Origin of the sequence: Plantactinospora sp. B24E8 (assembly GCF_039871735.1) — a bacterium.
In the GTDB taxonomy this organism is placed as follows: Bacteria; Actinomycetota; Actinomycetes; order Mycobacteriales; family Micromonosporaceae; genus Plantactinospora.
The window spans coordinates 39,552-54,747 of the sequence record NZ_JBDPMH010000036.1 but is presented as its reverse complement, the minus strand read 5'-3'; the positions used below and the strand labels follow the sequence as shown (position 1 = coordinate 54,747).

The following is a 15,196-nucleotide window of genomic DNA, read 5'->3' as shown; positions in this document are numbered from 1 at the left end:
TCGGGCGCTCACCCGGCGAGCCGCGGCCGAGCCGATCGGATATCGACGATGACCACTGGAACCCTGCACCGGCCGCCACCCCGGCCCGCCACCGGCGAAGGCGGTTCGACCCCGCGCCGCCCGCGTTACCGACGCGACCGCCCCGGCATCGCGTACCTCTTCCTCTCCCCCTGGGCGCTCGGCGCGCTGCTGCTCACCGTCGGCCCGATGCTCGCCTCGCTCTACCTCTCCTTCACCGACTACGACCTGTTCACCAGCCCGGAGTGGGTGGGGCTGGACAACTACCGGCGACTGTTCACCGACGACGCCCGGTTCCTCGACTCGGCCAAGGTCACCGCGACCTACGTGCTGATCTCCGTACCGCTGAAGCTGGCCGCCGCCCTCGGGGTCGCCATGCTGCTCAACCGCAACCGGCGCGGACAGGGCTTCTACCGGTCGGCGTTCTACGCGCCGTCGCTGCTCGGCACCGGCGTGGCGATCGCGCTGGTCTGGCGGGCGATGTTCACCGACAGCGGGGTGGTCGACTCGGTCACCGGGACGTTCGGCTGGGACACCGGTGGCTGGATCAACGAGCCCGACTACGCGCTCTGGGTGCTGATCATCCTGGCCGTCTGGCAGTTCGGCGCCCCGATGGTGATCTTCCTGGCCGGGCTCAAGCAGATCCCGACCGAACTGTACGACGCCTCGGCCGTGGACGGCGCGGGACGCTGGCGGACGTTCCGCTCGGTGACCCTGCCGATGCTCTCCCCGATCATCCTGTTCAACCTGGTGCTGGAGACCATCCACGCCTTCCAGGCGTTCACCCCGGCGTTCATCGTCAGCGGCGGGCGGGGCGGCCCGAGCAACTCGACGCTGTTCTACACGCTCTACCTCTACGAGCGCGGCTTCGCCCAGTTCCGGATGGGCTACGCCTCGGCCATGGCCTGGCTGCTGCTGCTCGTCATCGCCATCATCACGGCCCTGTTCTTCGGCACGTCCCGCCGCTGGGTCTTCTACTCGGGGGAGGACAGGTGACCACCTTGACCAGCGGCCGCACCGCCGGCCGTACGGGAACCCGGCTGCGGGGGATCGGCTGGCACACGCTGATCATCGCCGTCCTGGCGTTGCTGCTCTATCCGGTGGTCTGGCTGGTCGCCACCTCGGTCAAGCCGACCGACGAGATCCTGTCCAGTCTGAGCCTGCTGCCCAGCCGGTTGGCGCCGGAGAACTACTCCGCCGCGCTGGACGGCATCGCCGGGATCGGCATCTGGCGGTTCTTCACCAACTCGGTGCTGGTCGCGGCCGGCTCGGTGATCGGCAACCTGGTCTCCTGCGCGCTGGCCGCGTACGCCTTCGCCCGACTGCGGTTCCGGCTACGCGGACCGTTGTTCGCGTTCACCCTGCTCACCATCATGTTGCCGTACCACGTGGTGCTGATCCCGCAGTACACGATCTTCCAGAAGCTGGACCTGGTCGGCACCTTCGTGCCGCTGATCCTGCCGAAGCTGCTCGCCACCGACGCGTTTTTCGTCTTCCTGATGGTGCAGTTCATCCGGGGCCTGCCCCGGGAACTGGACGACGCCGCCGCGATCGACGGTTGCGGACCGGTGCTCACCTTCCGGTACGTCATCCTGCCGCTGCTCAAGCCGGCGCTGGTCACCACCGCCATCTTCACCTTCATCTGGACCTGGAACGACTTCTTCAGTCAACTGGTGTACCTGAACGACCCGGAGTCGTACACGCTGCCGCTGGCGTTGCGGTTGTTCATCGACCAGACCAGCGAGTCGGCGTTCGGCCCGATGTTCGCGATGTCGGTGCTGAGCATCATCCCGGTGATCCTGTTCTTCCTGGCCTTCCAGCGTTACCTGGTGGAGGGGATCGCCACCTCCGGTCTGAAGGGTTGAGCACCCTCGCGGGTCCGTCCGACGTACCGTTGCCGGACGGGCCCGCGACCGGTGGCTGTCGTACTCAGGTCGGCAGGACCGCCGCGATGTCCTCGCGGAGCAGGTTCCCGTCCGCTACCACGATCCGGTGCCGGCGGCGCAGTGAGGTGCCGGCGGCCAGCCGCCGGGTCCGCTGCCAGGCGAGCGCCACGCAGACGCCGGGATAGATCCCGGTCCGCACGAACCAGTGGTCGCCGTCGCCCAACCCGGTGAAGACCAGGGTGTACGCCGCACCGTCGGCGCTGCGACCGCCCAGAGCCAACCACGCTTCCGTACTGCCGTTGACGGCCTCCTCCCCGTCGGCGGAGGCGGTGAAGGTCGACACCTCACCCGACGCGGCACGCCAGAAGAACCCGCCGTACCCGGCACCGCCGGGGCGGCCGTTCGTGGCCGGACTGCCCAGCACGACGTCCCGGTCGGCGGGCGCGGTGAGCCGGTAGGCGAAGTCGAGCAGCCAGGCGTCGGCCCGGTCGGGAAGCGCGGTGGCGCGGACCGTCCGCTCCTCGGTCAGCAGGGTGGCACCGGAGGGATCCGACCAGCGCAGCCGCTCGGCGAATCCGTCGACGTCGGCCGGCGGCCGGTCGGGGTGCTCCGGAACGGTCGGGACGGGCTCACCTCCGGTGTCCGCGGCGGCGGCCCCGACCCTGGTCTCGACGCCGCCCTTGGCGCTGGCCCCGACCCTGGCCTCGGCGCTGGCCCCGACCCTGGCCTCGACGCCGACCGGTCCGGCCGTGCCGCCGTCGGGCAGCCAGGCGTCGTGGGTGATCTGGCCGTGGTCGTCGCGCCAGGTGTAGCCGGTGTCCCGGACGTACGTCCGACCGCCCCACAGGTTCGTGCCGGAGACGTCCTGCAGCGCCACCGAGACCCCGAGGTGCCACCGGTGGTCCTCGGGCAGGGTGTCGGTGACGGTCACCCCGGCCAGGGTTCGCACCGGATGCAGGTACGGGCGTGGGCCCCAGCGTGGGTCGATCTCCGGCGCGACGACGTACCCGGCGACGATCTCGCCGCCTATCCGGAGCCGTGGTCCGGTCGGCTCGTCGGTCATCAGCCCGCTCCTGTCGGTTCGATGGCGACTGTCGCTGGTGTTCCCGGTGGCGGTCGACGGGACCGCCGGACGCGCGGAGGAAAGCGGTTACCGGCGGACAGCGTACCCGGGTCGGTCGCGCCGGGCCGCCGCCCGTTGACAGGGCATCGATTGACGCCGGTGGCAAGGGGCTACCGGGCGGGGCGGGGCGGCGTACCGTGTCGGCGCACGGCGAGGGGCACGGCGGACGCCGATGGCGGGGTCGCCACGCCGCTGGCGGTGCCACGAGCACGGTCGGTCCGGTCGCCGGATAACCTTGACACGTTTCAGCCCGGGCGGTCCGGGCAACGGAGGGAGACGTGGTGGCGGGACCCACGGTCAGCATCCGGGATGTGGCCGCCCAGGCGGGCGTCTCGGTCGGCACGGTCTCGAACGTGCTCAACCGGCCCGACATCGTGGCCGCGTCGACCCGGAGCCGCGTCCTGGCCGTCATCAACGAGTTGGGCTTCGTACCCAACGACGCCGCCCGGCAGCTGCGCCGGGGCCGGGGCCGCACGCTCGGCCTGGTGGTGCTGGACGTGGCCAACCCGTTCTTCACCGACGTGGCGCGCGGCGTCGAGGACGCCACCGGCGAGGCCGGCATGGCGGTGATCTTCTGCAACAGCGACGGCGACCCGGGCAAGGAGAGCCGCTACCTCGACCTGTTGGAGGAACAGCGGGTCCAGGGGGTGCTGATCACGCCGGTGGACGACGCCAACGAGCGACTGGTGCGGCTGCGGGAGCGGGGGGTCCTGGTCATCCTGCTGGACCGGCGCTCGACCCGGACCGACGTCTGCTCGGTCTCGGTGGACGACCGGCTCGGCGGTGAGCTGGCCGTGCGACACCTGGTCGAGGCGGGACACCGGCAGATCGCCTTCGTCGGCGGCCCCTGGCGGCTGGAACAGGTACGGGACCGGCACCAGGGCGCCCTGCACGCGCTGCACGAGGCCGGGCTCTCGGAGCAGAACATGCGGCGCTTCGAGACGGCCAGCCCGACCGTGGCGGCCGGCCGGGACGCGGCCTCCCGAATCCTCGGCCAGCCCCGGTCCAGCCGGGCGACGGCGGTGTTCTGCGCCAACGACCTGCTCGCGCTCGGCGTACTGCAGGAGCTGACCCGGCAGCAGGTCCGGGTGCCGCAGGACATCGCGCTGGTCGGCTACGACGACATCGAATTCGCCGCCGCCGCGGCGGTCCCGCTCTCCTCGGTACGCCAGCCCCGGCAGCGACTCGGCCGGACCGCGGCCCAGTTGATGCTGGAGGAGGCGAACGATCCGGAGGGCCACCGGCACCAGCAGGTGGTCTTCGAACCGGAGCTGGTGGTCCGCGAGTCGAGCCGGTACGCCCGCCCCGTCGACTGACCGTTTCTTGACAGTTCAACGATGCCGATCGTATTTTGAGGGCGCTTGGTTGAAACGGTTCATTCAAGGGAGGCCGCCATGCGGCGTGTCTGCTTCATCCTGCGGGTCCGGCCCGAGCGGCTGGCCGAGTACCGCGAACGGCACGCCGCGGTCTGGCCGGAGATGCTCGCCGCACTCCGCGACGCCGGCTGGCACGACTACTCCCTCTTCCTGCACGACGACGGGCTGCTGGTCGGGCACTTCCGCACCGCCGACCTGGCCGCCTCGCTCGCCGCGATGGAACGCACCGAGGTCAACGCCAGGTGGCAGGCCGAGATGGCACCGTTCTTCGTCGGGCTGGACGGGCGGCGCCCCGACGAGGGATTCGTCGTCCTCGACGAGATCTTCAACCTGGACGCACAACTCGCCGCGCTGGAGAACACGGAGGCCGACATGACCGAGCGAAGCGAGGAGAGGGCATGACCGGGGTCGACATCCGGGCGGCGTTGCGCGCCCAGCAGATCGAGGTGCCCTCGTGGGCGTACGGCAACTCGGGCACCCGCTTCAAGGTCTTCGCCCAGCCCGGCGTGCCGCGTACCCCGGAGGAGAAGATCGCCGACGCGGCCCAGGTGCACGCGTTCACCGGGATCGCCCCGATCGTCTCGCTACACATCCCCTGGGACCGGGTCGACGACTACGCGAAGCTGGCGTCGTACGCCGCCGAGCGGGGGGTACGACTCGGCGCGATCAACGCCAACGTCTTCCAGGACGACGACTACCGGCTGGGCAGCGTCACGAACCCGGATCCCCGGATCCGGCGCAAGGCGCTGGACCATCTGCTGGAGTGCGTCGACATCATGGACGCCACCGGCTCGCGGGACCTGAAGCTCTGGTTCTCCGACGGCACCAACTATCCGGGCCAGGACGACATCCGGGCCCGACAGGACCGGCTCGCCGAGGCGCTCCGGGTCACCTACGACCGGCTCGGCCCCGACCAGCGGATCCTGCTGGAGTACAAGCTCTTCGAGCCGGCGTTCTACACCACCGACGTACCGGACTGGGGCACCGCGTACGCGCACTGCCTGCGGCTCGGCGAAAAGGCCCAGGTGGTGATCGACACGGGCCACCACGCCCCGGGCACCAACATCGAGTTCATCGTGGCGTTCCTGCTCCGCGAGGGGCGGCTCGGCGCCTTCGACTTCAACTCCCGGTTCTACGCCGACGACGACCTGATGGTCGGCGCGGCGGACCCGTTCCAGCTGTTCCGGATCATGCACGAGATCGTCAGGGCCGACGCGCTGCGGCCGGAGTCGGGGATCAACTTCATGCTCGACCAGTGTCACAACATCGAGCCGAAGATCCCGGCTCAGATCCGTTCGGTGCTCAACGTGCAGGAGGCGACCGCCAAGGCGCTGCTGGTCGACGCGGAGGCGCTGGCCGCCGCGCAGGCGGCCGGGGACGTGCTCGGCGCGAACGGGGTGTTGATGGACGCCTTCAACACCGACGTCCGGCCGCTGCTGCGCGAGGTGCGGGAGGAGATGGGGCTGGACCCGGATCCGATGACCGCGTACGCCCGGTCCGGGTACGCCGAGAAGATCGTCGCCGAGCGGGTCGGCGGCCAGCAGGCGGGGTGGGGTGCCTGAGATGACGGACACGCACACCTCCCCCGAGGTCACCGCGCTGCTGGACCGGTCGCACCGGCTCGGCGCGGACAAGCGCTACACCAACTACGGCGGTGGTAACACGTCGGCCAAGGGCAGCGCGGACGACCCGGTCACCGGCGAGGCGACCGAGCTGATGTGGGTCAAGGGATCCGGTGGCGACCTCGGCACGCTGACCGAGGGCGGCCTCGCCGTACTCCGGCTGGACCGGCTCCGCACGCTGGTCGACGTCTATCCCGGCGTCGACCGCGAGGACGAGATGGTCGCCGCCTTCGACTACTGCCTGCACGGCAGGGGTGGGGCCGCGCCGTCGATCGACACCGCGATGCACGCCCTGGTCGACGCGGCGCACGTCGACCACCTGCACCCGGACGCCGGCATCGCGCTGGCCACCGCCGCCGACGGGCCGGAGCTGACCCGCCGCTGCTTCGGCGACCGGGTGGTCTGGGTGCCGTGGCGCCGCCCCGGCTTCCAGCTCGGCCTCGACATCGCCGCGATCGCCCGGGACAACCCGCAGGCGATCGGCTGCGTTCTCGGCGGGCACGGCATCACCGCCTGGGGGGCGACCAGCGCCGAGTGCGAGGCGAACTCGCTGGAGATCATCGAGACGGCCACCCGGTTCCTCGCCGAGCAGGGCCGGCCGGAGCCGTTCGGGCCGGTGCTGCCCGGGTACGAGCCGCTGCCGGCCGCGCAGCGTCGGGAGCGGGCCGCCGCGCTCGCCCCGGTACTGCGGGGCCTGGCCAGTACGGACAGCCGGCAGTCCGGCCGCTTCCAGGTCGGACACTTCACCGACGACGAGGCGGTGCTGGACTTCCTGGCCCGGGCCGAACACCCACGGCTGGCCGCGCTCGGCACCTCGTGCCCGGACCACTTCCTGCGCACCAAGGTCCGGCCGCTGGTGCTGGACCTGCCGGCCGGGACGCCGCTGCCGGACGTGGTCGCCCGGCTGCGGGAGCTGCACGAGGCGTACCGGAAGGACTACCGGGCCTACTACGAGCGGTACGCGGCGCCGGACTCCCCGGCGATCCGTGGCGCCGATCCGGCGATCGTGCTGGTGCCCGGGGTCGGGATGTTCAGCTTCGGGCGGGACAAGCAGACCGCCCGGGTCGCCGCCGAGTACTACCTGAACGCGATCAACGTGATGCGCGGCGCCGAGGCGGTGTCGACGTACGCCCCGATCGACGAGTCGGAGAAGTTCCGGATCGAGTACTGGGCGCTGGAGGAGGCGAAGCTCCAACGGATGCCGAAGCCGAAGCCGCTGGCCGGCCGGGTCGCCCTGGTCACCGGCGCCGGTTCCGGGATCGGGGCGGCGATCGCCCGCCGGCTCGCCGCCGAGGGTGCCTGCGTGGTGGTCGCCGACCGCAACGCCGAGGGCGCGGCGGCGGTCGCCGGTGAGCTCGGCGGCACCGACCGGGCGGTCGCGGTGCCGGTGGACGTCACCGACCCGGCCGGGATCGAGGCCGCCTTCGCCGAGGGCGCGCTCGCCTTCGGCGGTGTCGACCTGGTGGTCAACAACGCCGGGCTGTCGATCTCGAAGTCGCTGCTGGAGACCACCGAGGCGGACTGGGACCTGCAGCACGACGTGATGGCGAAGGGTTCGTTCCTGGTCTCCCGGGCCGCCGCCCGGGTGATGCTGGACCAGGGTCTGGGCGGGGACATCGTCTACGTCTCCAGCAAGAACTCGGTCTTCGCCGGCCCGAACAACATCGCCTACAGCGCCGCCAAGGCCGACCAGGCCCACCAGGTACGGCTGCTCGCCGCCGAACTCGGCGAGCACGGTATCCGGGTCAACGGGGTGAACCCCGACGGGGTGGTCCGCGGTTCGGGGATCTTCGCCAGCGGCTGGGGTGCCCAGCGGGCCGCCGTCTACGGGGTGCCGGAGTCGGAGCTGGGGGCGTACTACGCCCAGCGGACGCTGCTGAAGCGCGAGGTGCTGCCGGAGCACGTGGCGAACGCGGTCTTCGCGCTGACCGGTGGCGAACTGTCGCACACCACCGGGCTGCACGTACCGGTGGACTCCGGCGTGGCCGCGGCCTTCCTGCGATGAGTGCGCCGACGGAACCGGCGGCGGGCTCCCCCGTCGCCGGTTCGCCGCCGGCCACCACCACCGCACCGGGCCGTCGGGCCGGTACGGCAGCCCGCCCGGACTCGACCGCGGTGGCCGCGGTCGACCTCGGGGCCGGCAGCGGACGGGTGATGCTCGCCGAGATCACCGCCGACGGGATCGACCTGACCGAGGTGCACCGGTTCGGCAACGACCCGGTACGCCTGCTCGACACCCTGCACTGGGACGTGCTCCGGCTGTACGCGGAGACGGTCGCCGGGCTGCGTACCACGCTGACCCGCCGGCCCGACCTGGCCAGCGTCGGCATCGACTCGTGGGCCGTCGACTACGGGCTGCTCGATGCGACCGGGGCGCTGCTCGGCAACCCGGTGCACTACCGGGACCGGCGGACCGACGGGGTGCCGGAGCGGGTGGTCGCGGCGCTCGGCGCCGACCGGCTCTACACCACGACCGGGCTGCAGCTGCTGCCGTTCAACACCCTCTTCCAGCTGGTCGCCGCGACCGGCACCCCGGTCCTGGACCGGGCCGAACGGCTGCTGCTCATTCCGGACCTGCTCAGCTACTGGCTGACCGGGGTGGCCGGCACCGAGGTCACCAACGCCTCCACCACCCAGTTGTTGGACGTCTCCACCCGACGCTGGTCGACGGAGCTGATCAACGCGGCCGGCCTGCCGGAACGGTTGTTCGGCCCGCTGCGCCAGCCGGGCGAACCGGCCGGTGAACTGCTCGCCGGGGTACGGGAGGCGGTCGGGGCGACCGGTCCGCTGCCGGTGACCGCGGTCGGCTCGCACGACACCGCCTCGGCGGTGGTCGCGGTGCCGGCCGAGGGCGACCGGTTCGCGTACATCTCCTGCGGCACCTGGTCACTGGTCGGGGTGGAGCTGCCGGCGCCGGTGCTGTCGGCGGAGAGCCGGGCGGCGAACTTCACCAACGAGGCCGGGGTGGACGGCACGGTCCGCTACCTACGCAACGTGATGGGGCTCTGGCTGCTCCAGGAGTCGCTGCGGGTCTGGCGCTCCCGGGGGTACGACGTCGAGCTGCCGGAGCTGCTCGCCGCCGCCGCCCGGGAACCGGGGCTGGGCGCCGTGGTCGACCCGGACGACCCGGTCTTCCTGCCGCCCGGCGACATGCCGGCCCGGTTGGCCCGGGCCTGCGCGGACCGGGGCGAGCCGGTGCCGGCGGGGCCGGCCGCGATCACCCGGTGCATTCTGGACAGTCTGGCGCTGGCGCACCGGTCGGCGGTGCGGCAGGCGGCCCGGCTGGCGGACCGGCCGGTGGACGTGGTGCACGTCGTCGGCGGCGGCGCCCGTAACGAGCTGCTCTGTCAGCTCACCGCCGACGCCTGCGGGCTGCCGGTGGTCGCCGGCCCGGTCGAGGCGACCGCGCTGGGCAACGCGCTGGTGCAGGGCCGGGCGCTCGGCGTACTGGCCGGTGGGCTGCCGCAGCTGCGCGGGCTGTTGCGGCGCACGCTGCCGCGTACCGGCGCGCTGCGGACGTACCAGCCGACGCCCGGGGCCGAGGCCGCCTGGCGGGACGCCGCCGAACGGGCCGGTCTCCAGGACCGGTGACGAGCCGGCGACGGGACCGGCAACGGAGCGGGTCCCGTCGCCGTGCCGGTCCCGTCGGCGGGTGGTCGGTGGAGCGGGCCGGTGGGTCGGTGCGGCGGGGTCGGTGCGGCGGGCGAGCCCGGCGTGGACGCCGGGTGTCGCCGGGCGCCCCGGCGGGCCTTCCGCGCCTGCGTCGTCGGCCCGTAGAGTCGACGGAGTGAGTGGCGAGGTCGTACCGTCGCGCCGGGCTGTCCGGATGTCCGATGCGGACCGGGAGGGCGTGATCGCCCAGTTGAACACCGCGGTCGCCGAGGGCCGGCTGACCCTGGCCGAGTTCGAGGAGCGCGTCGACGGCGTGCTGCGGGCCCGCACCTACGGCGACGTGGAGCCCTTCCTCGCCGACCTGCCGGCCGCCGCCGCACCGGTCACCCCCAGCGAGGTTGTCGAGCTGCGCAGTCACGCCGGCCAGATCCGACGTACCGGTCGGTGGAGCATGCCCCGGCGGCTGGTCGTGCACAGCATGGCCGGTGCGGTCCACCTCGACCTGCGGCAGGCCGTGATCAGTCACCGGGTGTCCCACATCGAGCTGGCCACCCAGGCCGGCGCGACGACCATCGTGCTACCGCCGGGCGCGACCGCCGACATCGACGGGGTCAGCACGACCGGTGGTACGGCGAGGAGCAAGGTTCCGTCCACCCCCGAACCGGGCTCGACCGCGCCGCACATCGTCGTCACCGGCAGTGCCGCCGCCGGCACCCTTCTCGTCCGTTACGAGCGCCGCTTCTGGTTCTGGCGCTGGTAGTCCCCCTGGCCAGGGGTCCGGCCAGGCGCGGAGCGCCGATCGCCCGGGTGCGCGGTCGCGGAGCGCCGATCGCCCGGGTGCGCGGTCGCCGTCGTCGGAGCAGGCTCAACGAGCATTGCTCATGAAAGCCAAAGAAGCCCTCAAAAGGAAAGCATCTGTTAAGAAGGTGCTAACCGGACTGATCCCTGGGCTTGGAGGCTGCACAGATGGCGACGCGGACCCGACCCCACGCCGGGACCGACTCCGGTCACCGCACCGACCTGCTCGGCCTCGCCGCGCTCGGCGCCCTGCCGCTGCTGCTCGTCGCCGTCGGACCCGACGTCGTACCCGGCGGCCCGGTCGGGGTGGACGTCCTCTTCGTACTCGTCGGTTTCCTGGTCACCGCCACCCTGCTCGCCGAGTGGAACCGGGCCGGCCAGGTCGGGCTGACCACGTTCTACGCCCGGTGCGCCCGCCGGCTGCTGCCCACCGCCGTCCTGGTCCTGGCCGGGTCGGCACTGCTCGTCCTGACCGGGCTGCCCCGGTCCCGCTGGCCCGAGGCGGGCTGGGACCTGTTGACCGCCGGGCTCGGCGTACTGAACTGGCGGCTCGCCGCCCAGGACGCCGGCGTACCGGTGGCCCCGGACGCCGCCGCCGGGCCGCTGGCGCAGCACTGGGCGCTCGGCGTCGCCGTACAGTTCCTGGTGCTCTGGCCCGCGCTGCTCGCCGCGGTCGCGGTCTGGGCGGTCCGGCGCGAGGGCCGCGATCCACGCCGTCCCCTGCTGTACGCGGCCGGCCTGCTCACCGCCGGTTCGTTCGGCTGGGCGGTGCTGGCCGCCCCGGGCGCACCGGCGTTCGTCGGCACCCACACCCGGGTCTGGGAACCCGCCCTCGGGGCCGGGCTCGCGATCCTGGCGCTGCGCCCGGTCGGACTGTCCCGGCGGGTCGCCACCGCCCTCGGCTGGGGCGGACTCGGCGCCATCGTGGTCGCCGTCCTCACCCTCCGCCCCGGACCGGGTTCCGCCGGCGTCGCCGCCGTGCTGCCCGCCCTCGGTGCCGCCGCCGTCATCCTCGCCCGCACCTGCCACACCGGTACGACCACCGGCGACGACCGGCCGGTCGGATTCCTGGCCAGCCGTCCGGTACGCGCGGCGGGGCGGATCTGCTATCCGCTGCTCCTCTGGTACTGGCCGCTGCTGGTCGCCGCCCACGCCCGGTTCGGTGACCTGCCGGCGGTGGCCGCGGTGGCGGTGCTCTGCGGCGCCGTCCTGCTCGCCGTCCTCACCCGCCGGTACGTCGAGGCGCCGCTGCACGCCGGTCTGCCCGCCTGGTCACCCGTCGAGACGTTGCGGATCGCCGCCCTGCTGCCGGCCGCCGTGGTGATCGGCGGGCTGCTGCTCCAGCTCGGGGTCTGGCCGCCCCGCCCGACCCCGTCGTCCGCCGCGGGGCGCCGCCGCGCTGCGCGGCTCACCGTCGGGCGATCCGGCCGGCGCTCCGGTGGCCCGGGTGCGCGCGATCAGTCCGAAGCCGGCCGACGCCGGGGCGGACCTGCCCGACGTCTACCGGCACAACTGTTTCTCCGGCGGGGCGGACGGGCCGGCCCGGGCCTGCCTCTACGGTGACCGGAACTCCGACTTCACCGTCGCGCTGGCCGGCGACAGCCACGCCGCGAGCTGGGTGCCCGCGCTGGCCGCCGTCGCCGAGGCGAGAGGTTGGCGGTTGATCACCTACCTCCGGCCCGGCTGTCCCTTCCTCGACCTGCCGGTCGCCGACAGCGCCGGCCGTCCGGTCGCCGCCTGCGCCCGGTGGTACGCCAACGTGCGTACCGAACTGACCGGGCCGGAACGCCCGACGCTGCTGCTGACCACCGGTCGCCGGTACCCGCCGTCGGTCGACGGCCGGGCGCTGACCGGCCGCGCCGCCGAGAAGGCCCTGGTCGAGGGGATGCGCCGGACCTGGTCCGGGCTGGTCGCCGACCAGGTCCGCACGGTGGTGCTCCGGGACACCCCGGTGCCCGGGATCGACGTACCGGAGTGTGCGGTGCGGAACCCGAACCGGTTGACCCGGTGTGCGCCGTCACGGCGTACCGCGCTGGCGGCCGGGGCCGGTGCCGTCCAGGCCGAGGCGGTGCGCAAGCTCGACGACGTACCGCTGATCGACCTGAACGGCGCGATCTGCCCGACCGACCGCTGCGCGCCGGTGATCGGCGGTCTTCTGGTCTACCGGGACACGGAGCATCTCACCGCGAGCTACGCGCGGAGCCTGGGTCCCCGACTCCGGGCCGCGCTGGAGCGCGTGGTCGGCCAGACCACGCCCTGAACGTCACCCCACCCCCGAGCGGCACCAGGGGGTGCCGGCCCGACTCGGGGCACCACCGGTCAACACCGCGCTCACCTGCGTGGACAGCGGGGTTCCCGCCAGCCCGTCGAGAGGCGGCGGCGGGCACGGTCGGCGCTCCCACCCCCTAAGCCCCTAACGTGCCGACCCCCGAAGCGCCCCGGCGGTCGGGGTGAGAACACGGGCTTGTCCCCGATGTCCGGTACGTCGAACCCGCCGTACGGTCATCGCCAGGTCTGGACGGACATGCCCAGATCGTCCCGCCGAACGTTCGAGGAGATCGTCACTGTGAGTACGGCACCCACCGCGGACTCGACCGCCACCTCGGCCCCGGCCGCCAGCCCGCAGCCGGCTCCGGCTCCGGAGGCGCCCGAGGCGACCACGCCCGAGTCGGCCGCGCCGGAGGCGACCCCGACCCTGCACGACTTCGTGCTCAACCTGCTCGGCGACGCCGACCTCCGCTCGGCCTTCGAGCTGGACCCGCAGGGCACCCTGGAGAGCCTCGGGCTCTGCGACGTGGTCCCCGCCGACGTCCACGACGTGATCCCGCTGGTGGTCGACTCCGTACCGCTGCAGGGCCTCACCGACCTCAGCGCGGTGGAGAGTCTCGGCCTGAGCTCGCTCGCCGTCAGCCCGACCGCCGTCGTCGGCCAGGTGCAGACCGTCGCCAACCAGTTCACCACCGGGCTCTACGCCACCGACGCGGACGTCAGCGTGGCCGACGTCGCCGGGGTCAGCATCGACCCGACCGGCCTGACCGTGACGGCCTCCTCCACCGCCCTGCCGGTGCTCGGCCTCGGCAGCGGTGTGACGGTGGACCTGTCCGGGGCGCACGACCTGGCCGGGACCCTGGACGCGACCGTGCTGAACGCGGCCGGCGGGCTCGGGGTGGTCGACGGTGTGCTCGGCACCGCCGACTTCGCCGCGACCACGGTGACCTCCACCGCCGGCACCGCGACCAACCTGGTCGGCGCCGGTGACCTGGGCGGCCTGACCGACCTGACCGGCACGCTGGGCAACGTCACCGACCTGAGCAGCACCCTGGGCACGGTCACCGGCACCGTCGACGGCACGATCGGTGGCGTCGCCGACCTCGACGGCACGCTGGCCGGGGTCACCGACGTGAACGGCACCCTGGACAACGTGACCGGCACCGTCAACGGCACCCTCGGCGGGGTGACCGACCTGGGCGGTGTCACCGGCACCCTGGGTGGGGTCACCGACCTGGGCGGCGTCACCGGCACCCTGGGTGGGGTCACCGACCTGGGCGGCGTCACCGGCACCCTGGGTGGGGTCACCGACCTGGGCGGCGTGACCGGCACCCTCGGCGGCGTGACCGGCACCCTGGGCGGCGTCACCGACCTCGGTGGCGTGACCGACCTGGGCGGTGTCACCGACGTGGCCGACCTCGACGGCACCCTGGGCACCGTGACCGGCACGGTCGACGGGACGCTCGGTGGCGTCGCCGACCTGGACGGCGTGACCGGCACCCTGGGTGGGGTCACCGACCTGGGCGGGACCACGGGCAACGTCACCGGGGCCGTCGACGGCGCGCTGGGCGGCGTGACCGGTCTGCTCGGCGCCGGCGACCTCGGGGTGCAGAACCTGACCGACGGCGTCCTCTGAGCATTCACCTCCACCAGAAACGGCGACGGCCGGACCAGGGAAGCGGCTGGTCCGGCCGTCGCCGTTCGCCGTGACCTACTCGTACTCCTGCCCACAGACCGCGAACTCGGCCAGGTCGTCCCAGGTCAACGTCTCGACCGGCACCTCTTCGGGCCCCGGCTCCGGACGCAGCGGAACCAGTGGGCCGGGCAACTCGACCCGTACGTCGTCGTCCGGGTCCCAACCGCCGAGCGCGCCGGCCAGTCCACACTCCAGATAGGACGCCGGGTCGAAGTTGTACCAGCGCACCCCGATGCACCGGCGTTGACCGCCCGGCCGGGGCGCGTCCAGCCCCAGCCCGGCGTACGGCGGCAGTGGTCCCTGGTCGGCGAAGTCGGCCAGGTCGGCGATCTGGCACCGCACGATGGACTGCCAGTCGACGTACCGGCGAGGTTCCACGGTCAGCCACTCGAACGAGGTCGACCGCCACTCCGGCCGGATCGGCGGCGGTTCGACCGACCCGGCGGCCACCAGCATCGCCGCCACCTCGTCCAGGTCGAGGCGGGCCCGGCCGGCCAGCGGCCGCGCCACCTGCCACCAACCACGCAGGAACTCGTCCAGGGTGCGCCCCCGCTCGGTCATCCGCCGGCCCTCGGCGAGGACCCGCCGGTAGAGATCGCGGTTGGTCCGGCAGACCGGCCCGGACGGCCCGGCCACCCGGTACAGCTGCTTGTGCGGTACCCCGGACTCCAGCACCATGAGCTGGGCCAACGCGGCTATCCGGTCCGGATGTACGGCCAACCGGTACTCGTTGCCATTGTCGTCCTGTCGCCAGACTTCCCACTGCGTCACGGCCGGAGGGTAGCGAACCGGCCCAC

13 protein-coding genes are annotated in these 15,196 nt (G+C 73.0%); 11 read left to right on the top strand and 2 right to left on the bottom strand.

All coding sequences use genetic code 11. From position 1 onward, the window contains the following. Nucleotides 1–48: 48 nt before the first annotated feature. On the top strand, nt 49–1,014 hold the full coding sequence (locus ABGB21_RS31350) for a sugar ABC transporter permease (RefSeq protein ID WP_347656834.1): 966 nt from the start codon (nt 49–51) through the stop codon (nt 1,012–1,014). Continuing rightward, nucleotides 1,011–1,883 carry a carbohydrate ABC transporter permease gene (locus ABGB21_RS31345; RefSeq protein WP_347656835.1) on the top strand — a complete coding sequence of 291 codons (873 nt, stop codon included), beginning with the start codon at nt 1,011–1,013 and terminating at the stop codon, nt 1,881–1,883. The genes ABGB21_RS31350 and ABGB21_RS31345 overlap by 4 nt, the downstream gene beginning before the upstream one ends. Nucleotides 1,884–1,947: 64 nt before the next feature. Here the strand turns inward: ABGB21_RS31345 and ABGB21_RS31340 are convergent, their stop codons facing one another. Further along, on the bottom strand, nt 1,948–2,967 hold the full coding sequence (locus ABGB21_RS31340; RefSeq protein ID WP_347680843.1) for a PmoA family protein: 1,020 nt from the start codon (nt 2,965–2,967) through the stop codon (nt 1,948–1,950). A gap of 341 nt (nt 2,968–3,308) precedes the next feature. Between ABGB21_RS31340 and ABGB21_RS31335 the strand changes: the two genes are divergently transcribed. From ABGB21_RS31335 to ABGB21_RS31295, 9 genes are all read left to right on the top strand, one after another. Beyond that, nucleotides 3,309–4,343 (top strand): LacI family DNA-binding transcriptional regulator, encoded by a 1,035-nt coding sequence (locus ABGB21_RS31335; protein ID WP_347656837.1) that lies wholly within the window; start codon nt 3,309–3,311, stop codon nt 4,341–4,343. A gap of 78 nt (nt 4,344–4,421) precedes the next feature. Continuing rightward, nucleotides 4,422–4,805, top strand: coding sequence for an L-rhamnose mutarotase (locus tag ABGB21_RS31330; protein WP_347656838.1), 384 nt, complete (start codon nt 4,422–4,424; stop codon nt 4,803–4,805). Then, complete coding sequence (gene rhaI, locus ABGB21_RS31325) at nt 4,802–5,965, top strand: L-rhamnose isomerase (RefSeq protein ID WP_347680841.1); 1,164 nt, start codon at nt 4,802–4,804, stop codon at nt 5,963–5,965. The genes ABGB21_RS31330 and rhaI overlap by 4 nt, the downstream gene beginning before the upstream one ends. Before the next feature lies 1 nt (nt 5,966). After that, nucleotides 5,967–8,030, top strand: a complete 2,064-nt coding sequence (locus ABGB21_RS31320) for a bifunctional aldolase/short-chain dehydrogenase (protein ID WP_347680839.1) — start codon at nt 5,967–5,969, stop codon at nt 8,028–8,030. Next, on the top strand, nt 8,027–9,616 hold the full coding sequence (locus ABGB21_RS31315; protein ID WP_347680837.1) for a rhamnulokinase family protein: 1,590 nt from the start codon (nt 8,027–8,029) through the stop codon (nt 9,614–9,616). Before ABGB21_RS31320 ends, ABGB21_RS31315 begins: the two co-directional genes overlap by 4 nt. A 235-nt stretch (nt 9,617–9,851) precedes the next feature. Next, on the top strand, nt 9,852–10,397 hold the full coding sequence (locus ABGB21_RS31310; protein WP_347680835.1) for a DUF1707 domain-containing protein: 546 nt from the start codon (nt 9,852–9,854) through the stop codon (nt 10,395–10,397). A gap of 206 nt (nt 10,398–10,603) precedes the next feature. Further along, entirely contained in the window at nt 10,604–11,998 is a 1,395-nt protein-coding gene (locus ABGB21_RS31305) for an acyltransferase (protein ID WP_347680833.1), read from the top strand. After that, nucleotides 11,883–12,695, top strand: coding sequence for an SGNH hydrolase domain-containing protein (locus ABGB21_RS31300; RefSeq protein ID WP_347680831.1), 813 nt, complete (start codon nt 11,883–11,885; stop codon nt 12,693–12,695). The genes ABGB21_RS31305 and ABGB21_RS31300 overlap by 116 nt, the downstream gene beginning before the upstream one ends. A 306-nt stretch (nt 12,696–13,001) precedes the next feature. Then, nucleotides 13,002–14,339: an IniB N-terminal domain-containing protein gene (locus ABGB21_RS31295; RefSeq protein ID WP_347680829.1), complete on the top strand. Its 1,338-nt coding sequence runs from the start codon at nt 13,002–13,004 to the stop codon at nt 14,337–14,339. Nucleotides 14,340–14,414: 75 nt separating this feature from the next. Here ABGB21_RS31295 and ABGB21_RS31290 read toward each other — a convergent pair whose 3' ends face one another. Continuing rightward, a complete protein-coding gene (locus tag ABGB21_RS31290; protein WP_347680827.1) occupies nt 14,415–15,170 on the bottom strand; it encodes a hypothetical protein in 756 nt (251 codons plus the stop codon). Nucleotides 15,171–15,196: the final 26 nt, after the last annotated feature.